At 50.3% G+C, this 13,378-nt stretch carries 12 protein-coding genes; all 12 read right to left on the bottom strand.

What is annotated here, in order from left to right; translation table 11 throughout:
- Positions 1 to 11: 11 nt before the first annotated feature.
- The 12 genes from tnpA to AWM70_RS03475 all read right to left on the bottom strand — a co-directional run bounded on the left by tnpA (position 12) and on the right by AWM70_RS03475 (position 13,164).
- Complete coding sequence (tnpA, locus tag AWM70_RS03530) at positions 12 to 485, bottom strand: IS200/IS605 family transposase (RefSeq protein ID WP_068694372.1); 474 nt, start codon at positions 483 to 485, stop codon at positions 12 to 14.
- Between the two features lie 195 nt (positions 486 to 680).
- Complete coding sequence (phoU, locus tag AWM70_RS03525) at positions 681 to 1,340, bottom strand: phosphate signaling complex protein PhoU (RefSeq protein WP_068694371.1); 660 nt, start codon at positions 1,338 to 1,340, stop codon at positions 681 to 683.
- Positions 1,341 to 1,359: 19 nt separating this feature from the next.
- Positions 1,360 to 2,115 carry a phosphate ABC transporter ATP-binding protein PstB gene (gene pstB / locus AWM70_RS03520; protein WP_068694370.1) on the bottom strand — a complete coding sequence of 252 codons (756 nt, stop codon included), beginning with the start codon at positions 2,113 to 2,115 and terminating at the stop codon, positions 1,360 to 1,362.
- A 120-nt stretch (positions 2,116 to 2,235) separates the two neighbouring features.
- Positions 2,236 to 3,321 carry a methyl-accepting chemotaxis protein gene (locus AWM70_RS03515; protein WP_068694369.1) on the bottom strand — a complete coding sequence of 362 codons (1,086 nt, stop codon included), beginning with the start codon at positions 3,319 to 3,321 and terminating at the stop codon, positions 2,236 to 2,238.
- A 123-nt stretch (positions 3,322 to 3,444) separates the two neighbouring features.
- On the bottom strand, positions 3,445 to 4,176 hold the full coding sequence (locus tag AWM70_RS03510; protein WP_068694368.1) for a response regulator transcription factor: 732 nt from the start codon (positions 4,174 to 4,176) through the stop codon (positions 3,445 to 3,447).
- A gap of 135 nt (positions 4,177 to 4,311) precedes the next feature.
- A complete protein-coding gene (pnpS, locus tag AWM70_RS03505) occupies positions 4,312 to 6,117 on the bottom strand; it encodes a two-component system histidine kinase PnpS (RefSeq protein ID WP_068694367.1) in 1,806 nt (601 codons plus the stop codon).
- A 32-nt stretch (positions 6,118 to 6,149) separates the two neighbouring features.
- On the bottom strand, positions 6,150 to 7,724 hold the full coding sequence (locus AWM70_RS03500; RefSeq protein WP_068694366.1) for a fumarate hydratase: 1,575 nt from the start codon (positions 7,722 to 7,724) through the stop codon (positions 6,150 to 6,152).
- A 217-nt stretch (positions 7,725 to 7,941) separates the two neighbouring features.
- Positions 7,942 to 8,808 (bottom strand): SDR family oxidoreductase, encoded by an 867-nt coding sequence (locus tag AWM70_RS03495; protein WP_068694365.1) that lies wholly within the window; start codon positions 8,806 to 8,808, stop codon positions 7,942 to 7,944.
- A 214-nt stretch (positions 8,809 to 9,022) separates the two neighbouring features.
- The gene (locus AWM70_RS03490; protein ID WP_068694364.1) at positions 9,023 to 9,433 is read right to left on the bottom strand and encodes a hypothetical protein; all 411 of its coding nucleotides are present in this window, start codon (positions 9,431 to 9,433) and stop codon (positions 9,023 to 9,025) included.
- A gap of 183 nt (positions 9,434 to 9,616) precedes the next feature.
- Positions 9,617 to 10,558, bottom strand: a complete 942-nt coding sequence (gene mdh, locus AWM70_RS03485) for a malate dehydrogenase (protein ID WP_418303196.1) — start codon at positions 10,556 to 10,558, stop codon at positions 9,617 to 9,619.
- Between the two features lie 17 nt (positions 10,559 to 10,575).
- On the bottom strand, positions 10,576 to 11,871 hold the full coding sequence (gene icd / locus AWM70_RS03480; protein WP_068694363.1) for an NADP-dependent isocitrate dehydrogenase: 1,296 nt from the start codon (positions 11,869 to 11,871) through the stop codon (positions 10,576 to 10,578).
- Positions 11,872 to 12,048: 177 nt separating this feature from the next.
- On the bottom strand, positions 12,049 to 13,164 hold the full coding sequence (locus tag AWM70_RS03475; RefSeq protein WP_068694362.1) for a citrate/2-methylcitrate synthase: 1,116 nt from the start codon (positions 13,162 to 13,164) through the stop codon (positions 12,049 to 12,051).
- Positions 13,165 to 13,378: the final 214 nt, after the last annotated feature.

The following is a 13,378-nucleotide window of genomic DNA, read 5'->3' as shown; positions in this document are numbered from 1 at the left end:
TTAAACTGGTTTTACTTTTTCTTGCTCTTGTTGCTGCTGAATGGATCTTCATACTCTTTTACACTCAGCTTATCCACTGCCTGGTCATGTGCCTCTTGCTCTCGAATGTATTTGGCGACGGTGGCTTCATTTAGCCCCACTGTACTTACGTAGTAGCCTTCCGCCCAGAATTTACGATTCCCATACTTATACTTCAAATTGGCATGCTTCTCAAAGATCATGAGTGCGCTTTTCCCTTTTAAATAGCCCATAAAGGAAGACACCCATATTTTCGGTGGAATCGCCACCAGCATGTGCACATGATCCGGCATCATATGTCCTTCTAATATCTCGACTCCCTTGTATTTACATAGACGCTTCATGATTTCAATTAGATCTCGTCTCACTTGATTGTAGATCTCTTTACGTCTATACTTCGGGGTGAACACAATGTGATACTTACACATCCACTTTGTGTGCGCTAAACTAAAGTTTTTATTTGCCATTTAAGACCATCCTTTCGAATTGAGCCTGAACATCTCAATTTTATCGGGATGGTCTTATTGGTGTAACCCTAGATCCCTCCACCCGCATAGCGGGTGGTTTTATATTTCGCGCGTTTCACGCGCTCAACAGGCTGAAGCCTAAAAAGAAAAAGACCACAGAAAAGTTCCTGTGGTCTTGGGCTGCGAAACAAAAGCTTATTGGTTCAAATCCGGACGTTTGCCGGTAACGAGGTAAACCGTGCTTTCTCCAATATTAGTAGCATGGTCACCGATCCGCTCAACATACCGGCCCACCAGCGTAAGCAGCAGCGCCTGATGAATCTGCTCCGAATCTTTATTAATCATTTCATACAGATCGCGGAGAACTTGGCTGTACAAGTGATCGACCTCGTCGTCATCCTGCGCCATTTTATAAGCCAAATCCGTGTTCTCATCGAGATAAGAGTTCAGTGAATCCTCTACCATCTTCTCAACGAGTCCGGCCATCTTTGGGATGTCAACAAGCGGTTTGATCAGCTTCTGGTCCTCAAGGCGAAGCGTAACTTTGGCGATATCCACGGCCAGATCACCCATTCGCTCCAAGTCGCTGGAGATTTTGAACGCTACGATAATTTTACGCAAATCCTTGGCCACCGGCTGCTGCGTAACGATCAGCTTGGAGCCCAGCTCCATAACCTGTTCTTCCATGCGGTTCAGCTCGGCATCTTTGGCCACAACCTCCTGGGCTTGCTCAAGGTTGAGGTTCTGCAGGGAAGAGACGGCATTTTGAAGGGCGGCCTTCACATGTTCGCCCATTTCGCGGAGCTGCTGCCGCAGACCTTCCAAATGCAAATCAAACTCTTTTCTCTGTATCATCGGCACATGCCCCTTTCCTTTATCCAAAACGGCCGGAGATATAATCTTCGGTCCGGGAATCCCGAGGGTTCGAGAACAACTGCTGGGTCTCATTCGCCTCCACAACTTCTCCATTGAGGAAAAATACCGTACGCCCGGAAATACGGGCAGCCTGATGCATATTATGGGTAACCATGACGATAGTGTAGCTGTCTTTGAGCTCCTGAACCAGCTCTTCAATCTTTAAGGTCGAAATCGGATCGAGTGCGGAAGTCGCTTCGTCCATCAACAGAACATCAGGCTGTACGGCAAGGGCTCTGGCAATACAAAGACGCTGCTGTTGACCGCCGGACAACCGAAGCGCCGAACGTTTCAGATAATCCTTAACTTCATCCCACAATGCAGCTTGCCGAAGACTTCTCTCGACTATAGCATCCAGTTCGGGACGGCTGCGGACTCCGTGCAGTTTTGGGCCATATGCAACGTTATCATATATGCTTTTTGGAAAAGGATTCGGCTGCTGAAACACCATGCCGACGTTTCGTCTCAACGACTCCACTTCAACCTGGGCGCCGTAAATATCGTTTCCTCCCACCTCTACCTTGCCTTCTATTCGGGTTCCTGGAATCATATCATTCATCCGGTTCAGCGTACGAAGCAGCGTGGATTTCCCGCAGCCGGAAGGGCCAATAAAAGCGGTAATCTCTTTCTCCGGAATATCCATAGATACGTTCTTCAGCGCATGAAAAGAACCGTAATATAAGTTCAACTCGTTGATGTGAATAATAGGTTTCATCGACTTCTCCTTCCATTTGCCCATGCAAATGAATTGTAAACCATCTCTGATTTTACAATCGGAATGTAAAACGGAATGAAGCGAATTGTTAACTAAGTGTAAAATATGGTTCTTTAGCAGTTAACCGAGATTATTCAGCTCTTCGATGACATACTCAGCCTGCTGCCGGGCAGCATGGGCCAGTCTGGAGATTTCCTTGTCGGCCAGCTCAACCGCTTTAACCGCTTCATCCATGTTTTGAAAGGTTTGATCCGCCGAGTCTACCCGGGTTTTACTCTGCTCCATCTCCAGCTCCGAGTCAGCCGAATATTGAACGGCTTGGTGGACTAACGCATTCACCTGCTTAAGTGTGGCTCCTATTTCATCCGAGAAGCTTTTGGTCTGGTTGGCCAAATTCTTCACTTCGTTCGCTACAACTGAAAATCCCCGGCCATGCTCCCCTGCATGCGAAGCTTCGATCACTGCGTTCATAGCCAGCATGCCCGAGCGGTCGGCGAGCTCGCGAATCGATGCGGAGATACGCATAATATCGTCTGCCATGTTCCGCAAATGCCCGATTTGTTCGGCCTGCGCCATAATCATGGATAACACACGTTCGAAGGAAAGCTTGACCATCTGCAGTTCAATCCGTCCGTCCTGTGTCAGATCAATCATTTTCTCCGTTAACGCCTGGCCCTGCTCGGCAGCGCTGGTCACCTCCCGGGTGGCCACTTCAATCGTCTCGACTGCCTTTCGTGAGGAAGCCAGAACGCTGTAACGGGAGTGGCGGGCTTCCTGCTGTAATAGCCGGGATAACATCATTAAATGATGGACGGTAATAACGCCGTTGAAACGGCCGTTATCCGTTAAAATAACACAATCATAGAAACGTTCTTCTTCCCGGGCCAATGCTGCATCTATAATTTCTGCCGGATCACGGCTTATCTCCATGATAAGAGGATGGGGATCGGCAAATTTGGATACGGTACGATCATAAAATAATTCGGCCGCAAACCGGCCGGTAAGCTTGCGATAGAACTGCTCCCGCATGATCAGTCCTGCTATTTGACCAGCATTGTCGCACAACACAACGCAAGGCGGCTCATCCTGTTCCTGAAAACGCGACAGCAGCTCCTTACAAGTGACTTCAGGTGAAACCAAGGGTACCTCCGTTTTCCATAAATGGGCGGCAGCTTGTTCACGTTCTTGAATAGGTGTTAACTGCATCTCGTTAGACCCCCTGTAGTCATTGTTCCGTTTGCAGCTTTATCATAAGCCTGGAAAGTAAAAAGTAATTGTAAAGTATGTAAATTCATAAAATGGACAAAAAACAAGGGCTATCCCGGCCCGTTAAACCTTTTGGGATAACCCTTTTTTCTTATTTACAACCAGCTTGTACCCTACGCCGCGGATCGAATCGATATGAACGGACTCGGGGTCCAGCTCCAGCTTTTTGCGAAGCGAGCTGACATGCACGTCCACCGTCCGCTGTCCTCCGATATAGTCAAATCCCCAAACCGCATTCATCAGATCGTCCCGGGTCATGACGACACCGGGCTTCCTGGCCAGATAAAGAAGCACTTCGAATTCTTTCGGTCTGAGCGTAATCGTTTCTCCGCCCAAAGTGACTTCATATTTCTCCGGATAAATAACAAGTTCTCCCAATACAATCTGGGATTCGGTTTCCAGCACAGGCTTCACAATCTCCTCGTCTCCAGAGGATCTCCGGAGCACCGCAGCTACGCGGGCCAAAAGCTCGGCTACGCCAAACGGCTTCGTTATATAATCATCGGCACCGGATTTGAGCCCCTGCACCACTTCTTCTTCGGCATTTTTAGCTGTAAGGATAATGATCGGCGTCCCGATGCCTTCGTTTCTCAGCTTAGACATAATTTCAAAGCCGTTCATTCCCGGAAGCATCAAATCCAGCAGAATCAGATCAAAGCTTGACCGGAGCCCTGTCTCGCATCCGCTGTGGCCATTCTCCTCTACCGTTACCTCGTAGCCCTCGTTCTTTAAATTATAAGACAGCAGCCGTGACAGTGTTGGCTCATCCTCAATAACCAGCAATCGCTTAGCCATAGGAACCCCCATTTACCTTCTGATTGATGAATCCGGCGGATTGCCGGGACTCATTTATTATCAGCATAGCACGGAAATGTTAACCCGGTGTAAAATCGTATTTTCCCGCATTGGACTAACCGGACTGATCATCTGTCAATCGATTTGCTGCACCATCGGCATTTCCAGAATAAAGGAAGACCCTTCTCCCACCTTGCTCTCCACCTTAATCGTTCCGTGATTCAGATCTACCAAATGTTTAACAATGGACAGTCCCAGTCCTGTGCCGCCTGAACTTCTCGATCTGGCTTTATCCACTCTATAGAAACGCTCGAAGATGCGGGGCAGATCTTTTTTCGGAATACCGATGCCCGTGTCGGATACGACAAACCGGATTTTCTCTTCGTCTCCGTCGTCCAGAATTTCCGCTGTTACCTTGACTCTGCCTCCATCCGGGGTGTAGCTGATCGCATTGGACAACAGATTCATGAAAATCTGCCGCAGCCGGTCCTCATCCCCTTCCATAAACATGCCTTCCGGCACTTCCAGCTTCAAGGAAATGGATTTCTTCTCCGCAGCCGACTTCAGTACCTCAAACAGGCTTTCGAACAGCGGGCGCAGTTCTATGGGTTCAAAGGCAAGTGGCACGCGGCGCGATTCGATTTTGGACAGCTCCAAAATATCCCCGATCAGCCGGTTGAGCCTGTCGCCTTCATCATAAATAATCTGCAGGAAGGAGCGGGCCGTCTCCTCATCCTTCACTTCACCGGTCAGCAGCGTCTCCGCAAAACCTTGAACGGCTGCAATCGGCGTCTTTAACTCATGCGATACATTAGCAACGAATTCGCTGCGCATTCTTTCCAGCTTGCGGATTTCCGTCACATCCTGGAAGTGAAACAGCATGCCCCTGTACGCATCGCCTTCCTCATACATTGGAACCACATCAATACGCAAAATTTTCTCTTCCGGATCATAAACGGTCAGCTCTTCAGATACATAACCCCTGCGGGATACGCCTTCATCTATAAATTTCGTTAATTCATAACTCCGTTTGATTTCCTGATAAGGTCTTCCCAGCGCCTCCTGCTCCCGGATCCGCAAGATGCGGCAAGCTGCCCGGTTTACAAGCGCAATATGCCCGTCAACATCTACGATAATAATACCGCCCGTCATGTTGGCGAGTACGCTTTGCAGCAGGTCTTCATTTTCGCGGATGACCTTGAGCTGCTGCTGAAGGCTGTCCGCCATCCGGTTGATGGCGCCGCCAAGCTGCCCGATTTCATCCACCCGCCGCTGCAAATAAACTCTGGCATCATAATCGAGCCGCGAAATCCGGTTGGCCACTTGGGTAATTTTGTTAAGCGGTTTGGTAATGCTGTAAGCCAGACGGTAGCTGACCAATCCTGCGGCCACAAACAGAATAAGCAAACCGCCGATCATCAGAGACCAGGCTTTCCATAATCCTTCCTTAACCGTATGAAGGCTCATCGACAGACGGATGTATCCGTCAAAGCCCTGATCGCTGGTTACCTTCTCGGCGACATAAAGCATATCTTCTTTGATCGTATCGCTGAAACGAATAGAAATACCCGGATGGCCGGAGCCCGCCTGGCCTGCCGTTTCAATTTCATGGCGGTGCAGGTGATTTTCCATCTTGGAAGCGTTGCTTTCGGAATCCCCCATCACTTGCCCGTCAGCCCGAATGAAAGTCACCCGCAGTCCGGTAAGGTTGTCCAATTCAGCCGCCTTGGAGGAGTAATAGCTGAACGCTTCCGGATTGTTTTCTGCCGGCTGAAAGGCAAAGGTGCTGGACAATATATTTATTTCCCGGGCCATATTGTCTTCCAGAACAGAAATGTGAGAATCTTTAAACACTTTGGCCATGGTCAGGCCGGCCGCACACATGGAAATGCCGACCAGCCCCATCAGAATCCAGGCCAATCTGGTACGGAATGATTTCATAACGCACTCCTATCCGTTTTACCCTTTAACAATCATTTGAATACCGTCTCTTTAAACTGGCTCAGCTTCTCCAAGGAATCCTTCTCCACTTCCGCATGCAAGCTGTTGCCATGGGAATCCATCGTCACAATAGCCGCAAATCCATCAACCTCCAGGTGCCACATCGCCTCCGGAATGCCAAATTCCATAAAGTCCACACCGTTCACTTTCTTGATGCATTCCGCATAATACTGCGCTGCTCCGCCGATGGCATTCAGATAAACCCCACCGTGCTCCTGAAGAGCTGCCAGCGTTTTAGGCCCCATGCCGCCTTTGCCGATAACAGCCCGAATCCCGAACTTCTTCAGAATGTCGCCTTGGTACGGCTCTTCGCGAATGCTTGTGGTCGGCCCTGCCGCCTTGACATGCCAGCCTTCTTCGTCCTTCAGCATCACCGGCCCGCAGTGATAGATTACAGCTCCGTTCAGGTCAATCGGCGCATCATGGTCCATTAAATATTTGTGCAGCGCATCCCGTCCGGTATGCATTTCACCTTTGATGATTACGACATCGCCTACGCGCAGGCTGCGAATCTGTTCTTCCGAAATCGGAGTCTGCAGCACTACTTCCCGCGAAGAAGCGGCTGCCGTTTGTTTTTCGGTCAGCTCAGCTGCTGCCGCTCCTGCTTCAGCCTGCTGCGCAGCCTGCAAAGCCGACATATCCACCTCGGAGCCTCTAGGATAGATCCAGCTGGAGATTTCACCGGTAGCCGGGTCAACTAGAACCCCTTGGCGGCGGAAAGCCCAGCAGTTATAAGCGACGGATACAAAAAAGCTGGCCGGCAGCCGGTTCATCACGCCAATTTTGCAGCCAAGCAGCGTCACTTCGCCTCCAAAGCCCATAGTGCCGATCCCCAGTTTGTTGGCATTGTCCATAATATACGCTTCAAGCTCCGCCAGTTCAGGAATAGGGTTCGTGTCATCCAGAGGCCGGAACAGCTGCTGTTTGGCCAGCTCATATCCGGTAGTCCGGTCTCCACCGATGCCTACGCCAAGAAAGCCTGCACTGCAGCCCTGGCCTTGTGCCTGATAAATGGCGTGCAGGATACATTTACGAATTCCGTCCAGATCGCGTCCGGCTTTGCCAAGCCCTTCGAGCTCGGCTGGAAGGCTGTATTGGATATTTTTATTCTCGCATCCTCCGCCCTTTAGAATAAGGCGTACATCGATTTCATCTTTCTCCCATTGCTCAAAATGAATCACAGGCGTTCCCGGCCCCAGATTGTCGCCGCTGTTCTTCCCGGTCAGGGAATCAACCGAATTGGGACGAAGCTTGCCTTCCTTGGTAGCCTGTACAATAGCGGAATGAATGTCCCGCTTCATTTGAATTTGGTTCGCTCCGACCGGCGTATGCACGATGAAAGTCGGCATGCCGGTATCCTGGCAAATCGGCGAAACCTGATCCTCCGCCATTTCAATGTTGGTTACAATCGTAGACAGCGCCAGACCGGCACGGGTCGCTTCGTTCTCGGCAGCTTTCCCTCGCTGTACCGCAATCCGTACATCTCCAGGCAGGTTGGTTGATGTCTCGACAATCAGCTCGTAAACACTTTGTTCAAAAGATTTCATCACGAAGCTTCCCCTTTCTCTGCTTTTCCAGCTTATTCTACAGTTATCATAACACAGGGAACGCCGCATTTCTGCCTATTTCCATTAAATTTAAAGCGCATACAATCCCATTGCATAAATATTAAAAAGCCCCGGGTTTCCCCGGAGCTTTCCAAGCTCAGCTGCTGTGCATGGCTGTATCCACTCCCGACAGCCGCCTTAATCGCCTGTTAAACCATTATCCGTTCACAACAGTGCCGCCGTTGATATGAATCGTCTGCCCGCTGATATAAGAGGAGTCATCGCTAGCCAGGAACACGTAAGCCGGCGCCAGCTCTTCCGGTTGTCCCGGCCGTTTCATAGGCGTGTCGGCCCCAAACTTCTTGACCTTCTCCGCATCGAAGGTAGACGGAATGAGCGGCGTCCAGATCGGTCCCGGCGCTACCGCGTTTACGCGTATGCCATTGCCAACGATGTTATTGGACAAAGCGCGGGTAAAACTTATGATCGCCCCCTTAGTAGACGAATAGTCAATTAACGTAGGATTGCCCTCGTAAGCCGTAATGGAAGCCGTGTTGATAATTGCACTGCCCTTCTTCAAATGCGGCATAGCCGCTTTGACGAAATAGAACATGCCGAAGATATTGGTCCGGAATGTCTTCTCCAGCTGGGCCGAGGTAATGTCCTCAATGCTCTGCTGCGGATGCTGCTCCCCGGCGTTGTTGACCAGAATGTCCAGTCCGCCAAAGGTATCCACCGTTTGCTTGACGGCCTTGGCCGCAAAAGCCTCATCCCCGACATCTCCCGGAATAAGCAGCGCTTTAATCCCTTCCTGTTCCACTTCCTGTTTGGTCTTCTCTGCGTCCTGATCTTCATTTAAATAAACGATCGCCACATTGGCGCCTTCTTTGGCATACGCTACGGCCACAGCTCGGCCAATTCCGCTGTCACCGCCCGTGATCAGCGCTGTTTTGCCTTTCAGTTTGCCTGCTGCTTTATAATTCCCCTCATATTGTGGAAGAGGGTGCATCTCACTTTCCGCTCCCGGCTGTTGATTTTGATGCTGAGGAGGCAAGGTTTGTTTAGGCTGTTGATTTTGCGTCATGATGGTAACTCCTTTCTTGTCGTTCAAAGGTTAGGATCAAGCTTAGAATGACCCAATCGGCGCCGCTTATGCTAAAATCTTCTGCAGCGGCGTTCCTCTATCCCTTACCACCGTCGGCAAATCCTCAAACAACCCGCTGCTCAGCCCTATAAAAAACACTCCATCCTGCGGTTCTTATAACCGCACTGATGGAGTGCCTAGAAAACTGCCCGACTTAAATAATGTGGCGGTATACCATAAAGAAGCTGAGCACCAGCACAACGATCGCCAGCAGCGCGCTAAAGCTGCGGATCTTGCCAAAGGCCGAAGCCGCATCCCCGCTTTTAGCCAGACGAAGCGGCTTGCCCAGCATGCCGCTCAAGCCGCCGGCGATAAGGAACAGAATGCCGACAACCGTCGTCCACGCCATCGTATAATCGCCTTTAAATACAAGATAAATGCCCGTCAGCAGCTGAAGAACAAGCCCGTATTGGGCAAAACGATTCAAGGAGCGGATAATATTCAAGACACCTTCCCGGCTCGCCTCGGACAGCCTGCTGATGCCGCCGACGACAAACGGAAGCACCAAATAAAAGCCCAAAGCCAGCGACCCCAAAATGTGAAGAAACATAATTACTTTAAACATCCTGTTCATTCATCCTTTCTATTCATGCTTTCTATTCATGCTCACAGCTTGACTGCTAATGATTCCCATCTATTATAGCCGTAAGCTTGTCCCCCTGCAAAGCCGGGAAGTGACAAAAAAGCAAAAGAGGCGGACCCCTTTCGGACATCCGTCTCTTTGCCGTTCCTTCTACGAAACCAAACCTTAAGAACGTTGAACAACAGCCGTTACCTGCCGAACAGAATCGGCTGAGCGGTCCAAGGCCGCCTTCTCCTCCGGAGTCAGCTCAAGTTCAAATATTTGCTCAATACCTGCCCCTCCGAGTACGACAGGAACGCCGAGGAACAGATCTTCATACCCATATTGCCCTTCCAGCAAAGCAATGACCGGCAGAACCCGTTTCTTATCCTTCAGGATTGCTTCCGCCATCTGTACCAGAGCCGCAGCCGGTGCATAATAAGCGCTGCCGCTGCCCAGCAGGTCAACGATCTCTCCCCCGCCCTTCCGCGTACGCTCAATAATCGCATCCAACCGATCCTTGGAAATCAGACTCTCTACAGGAATGCCGCCTACGCTGGAGTAGCGGACCATAGGCACCATATCGTCCCCATGTCCGCCCAGGACAAACCCTTGCACATCTTCGACTGAAACCTTTAATTCCTGGGCAATAAACGTACAGTACCTGGCGCTGTCCAGCACACCGGATTGCCCGATGACCCGGTTCTTCGGAAAACCAAGGGTCTGATAAGCCGCATATGTCATCGCATCTACCGGATTGCTTAAGAGAACCACCGTTGCGTCCGGACAATAGGTTTTGATGTTCTCACAGACAGAACGAACAATAGCCGCGTTCGTTGTAACGAGGTCGTCGCGGCTCATTCCCGGTTTTCTTGCTACTCCGGCAGTGATCACGACCAGGTCGGAGCCTGCCGCATCCTCGTAGCTGGAAGTGCCGGTTATCCTGCTGTCAAAGCCCAGTACCGGGCTGGCTTCGAGCATATCCAGCGCCTTGCCTTTGGCCGGATTCTCAAGCTGCGGAATATCCAGCAGCACCACGTCGCCAAGCTCCTTCTGCGCCAGCATAAAAGCAGTTGTGGCGCCGGTAAACCCGGCGCCAACAACGGTAATTTTCTTGCGGTTATTCACGATGATCGTAAACCTCCTTACATGTTTTTGATCACTTCGTCCGCAAATTCGGAACATTTCACCTGCGTTGCGCCTTCCATCAAACGCGCAAAATCGTAGGTCACAGTTTTATGGTTAATCGACGTTTCCAAACCTTTGTAGATTAGGTCCGCCGCTTCCTGCCAGCCCAGATGCTCAAGCATCATAACGCCGGACAAAATAACCGAACCCGGGTTTACTACGTCTTTGTCTGCATATTTAGGAGCCGTTCCGTGCGTAGCTTCAAAGATCGCATGACCGGTCACATAGTTGATATTAGCTCCCGGAGCAATACCGATACCGCCTACTTGTGCTGCAAGGGCGTCGGACAGATAATCGCCGTTCAGGTTCAATGTCGCGATCACATCAAAATCTTTAGGACGGGTTAGCACCTGTTGCAGGGCAATGTCGGCAATCGCATCCTTAATGATGATTTTGCCTGCTTTCTCGGCTTCTTCCTGGGCCGCATTGGCGGCGTCCGTACCGGAAGCTTCCTTGATGCGGTCATATTCGGCCCAAGTGAACACTTTGTCGCCGAATTCTGCTTCAGCTACTTCATAACCCCAGTTCTTAAAGGCGCCTTCCGTAAATTTCATGATATTGCCTTTATGAACAAGCGTCACGCTCTTGCGGCCATGCTTCACAGCATATTCGACGGCTGCGCGGACAAGACGTTTGGAGCCTTCTTCCGATACCGGTTTGATACCGATGCCGGATGTTTCCGGGAAACGGATTTTGCTCACGCCCATTTCGTTCTGCAGGAAAGCCAATACCTTCTTGACTTCCTCGGAGCCTTCCTGGTATTCAATGCCGGCATAAATATCTTCCGTATTCTCGCGGAAAATAACCATGTCCACGTCTTCAGGACGTTTAACCGGCGAAGGCACGCCGTTGAAATAACGTACCGGACGAAGGCAGACATACAAGTCCAGCTCCTGGCGGAGCGCCACGTTCAAGGAACGGATACCGCCGCCGATCGGTGTAGTCAAAGGTCCTTTAATAGCCACGATATATTCACGGATCGCTGTCAGCGTATCGGCAGGCAGCCATTCTCCGTATGTATGAAATGCTTTCTCACCGGCAAATACTTCATACCAGGCGATTTTCTTTTCTCCGCCGTAAGCCTTCTCAACCGCTGCATCCAGCACTCGTTTGGAAGCCTTCCAAATGTCGCGGCCTGTTCCGTCACCTTCGATGAACGGCACGATCGGATGGTTTGGAACAACAAGCTTACCGTTTTGAATTTCAATCTTTTCCCCTTCGGTAGGCAGAGCAAATTTCTCCAACTTTGGCATGATTTCAAGTTCCTCCTCAGTTTATGTAATGGATATGGAACAACGGCAAAAGCAGGCCGGCGGTATAGCGTGAGCCCAAGCCAACTTCACTCGGACAGACCGCTGACTCCAGCCGGCTCTAACGCCTTTACGTGAGACTAGTGTAACATAAATCACCTATATTTCTCATGCAGATGTTTATGGTCTCAGGTCGATCGGAATATATTTTTGGTTAAATTGTCCCGTGTATTCGGCACGCGGACGGATAATCCGGTTGTTGTCGAGCTGTTCCAGAATGTGTGCCGTCCATCCGGACAAGCGGCTGATTGCAAAAATCGGTGTGAACAGATCTTTCGGAATGCCCAGCATTGTATAAACGGAAGCCGAATAGAAATCTACGTTCGGCTGGAGTCCCTTCTGCCCCGTTACCAGACTCTCCACCTTAACTGAAATGTCATATAACGTGGTGTCTCCCTGCATTAAACCCAGCTGGCGGGACATCTTCTGCAAATGTTTGGCCCGCGGATCTCCGTTTTTGTATACACGGTGCCCAAAACCCATAATCTTCTCTTTGCTTTGCAGCTTGCGCTGAATATACGGCTCAGCGTTCTCAACGGTGCCGATTTCCTGCAGCATATTCATCACCGCTTCATTTGCGCCTCCATGCAAAGGTCCTTTCAAAGTGCCGATCGCTGAGGTGATCGCTGAATAAATGTCGGTCAAAGTTGCGATCGTAACGCGGGCCGAGAAGGTGGAAGCATTTAGTTCGTGATCGGCGTGAAGGACCAGTGCTTTGTCCAAAGCCACTACAGACGTAGCGTCAGGCTCCTCGCCGGTAAGCATATACAGGAAATTATGGGCAATCGATACGCCCGGCAGCGGAGCAATCGGCTCTTGACCTTCGCGAATGCGGGCGAACGCCGCAATCAACGTTGGAAGCTGGGCCTGCAGTTTGATCGCTTTCATCTGATTGGCTTCCCTGGAATTATCATTCGCTGTTTCGTCATACAAAGCAAGAGCGGATACGGCAGTCCGCAGCGCTGCCATCGTATTTGCATCCTTCGGATAAAGTTTGAGCTGCTCAATCAAAACGTCCGGTACAGCCGAATGGTCACTGATCAACTGCTTCAGCTCCGCGAGTTCCTGATGATTGGGCAGATGGCCATGCCAAAGCAGGAAGGCCGTCTCCTCGAAGGTTGCATGCTCCGCCATTTCATCGATATTAATGCCGCGATAGGCAAGTACGCCGTCTTCAATAGAACTGATCGAGGAAGCGGCTGCTACAACGCCTTCCAGACCCTTGGTAGCTGTCATAATACATCTCTCCTTTGTGAACGAAATGTGTCAACAAGCCGAATGAAAACATTTACATTTTAAAAGTTTACAAAATTTTGGTGATGAATGACAAGGGGAACACGTCATTTTGTTCAGAAAAATGTCAAAATAAAATTGACACGTGGTGAAACCTTCTATCATCATACTGGATTTTAGCGAGCAAGGGAACAATTTCGGCGATTCTAGCAGCATC

Origin of the sequence: Paenibacillus yonginensis, from assembly GCF_001685395.1 — a bacterium.
GTDB lineage: Bacteria > Bacillota > Bacilli > Paenibacillales > Paenibacillaceae > Fontibacillus > Fontibacillus yonginensis.
This window is presented reverse-complemented; position numbering and strand designations above follow the sequence as displayed.

What these genes read in the sequence shown, in the direction of transcription:
- tnpA (WP_068694372.1), bottom strand. Translation starts at nt 485, where the DNA reads ATGGCAAATAAAAACTTTAGTTTAGCGCACACAAAGTGGATGTGTAAG.
- phoU (WP_068694371.1), bottom strand. Translation starts at nt 1,340, where the DNA reads ATGATACAGAGAAAAGAGTTTGATTTGCATTTGGAAGGTCTGCGGCAG.
- pstB (WP_068694370.1), bottom strand. Translation starts at nt 2,115, where the DNA reads ATGAAACCTATTATTCACATCAACGAGTTGAACTTATATTACGGTTCT.
- AWM70_RS03515 (WP_068694369.1), bottom strand. Translation starts at nt 3,321, where the DNA reads ATGCAGTTAACACCTATTCAAGAACGTGAACAAGCTGCCGCCCATTTA.
- AWM70_RS03510 (WP_068694368.1), bottom strand. Translation starts at nt 4,176, where the DNA reads ATGGCTAAGCGATTGCTGGTTATTGAGGATGAGCCAACACTGTCACGG.
- pnpS (WP_068694367.1), bottom strand. Translation starts at nt 6,117, where the DNA reads ATGAAATCATTCCGTACCAGATTGGCCTGGATTCTGATGGGGCTGGTC.
- AWM70_RS03500 (WP_068694366.1), bottom strand. Translation starts at nt 7,724, where the DNA reads ATGAAATCTTTTGAACAAAGTGTTTACGAGCTGATTGTCGAGACATCA.
- AWM70_RS03495 (WP_068694365.1), bottom strand. Translation starts at nt 8,808, where the DNA reads ATGACGCAAAATCAACAGCCTAAACAAACCTTGCCTCCTCAGCATCAA.
- AWM70_RS03490 (WP_068694364.1), bottom strand. Translation starts at nt 9,433, where the DNA reads ATGTTTAAAGTAATTATGTTTCTTCACATTTTGGGGTCGCTGGCTTTG.
- icd (WP_068694363.1), bottom strand. Translation starts at nt 11,871, where the DNA reads ATGCCAAAGTTGGAGAAATTTGCTCTGCCTACCGAAGGGGAAAAGATT.
- AWM70_RS03475 (WP_068694362.1), bottom strand. Translation starts at nt 13,164, where the DNA reads ATGACAGCTACCAAGGGTCTGGAAGGCGTTGTAGCAGCCGCTTCCTCG.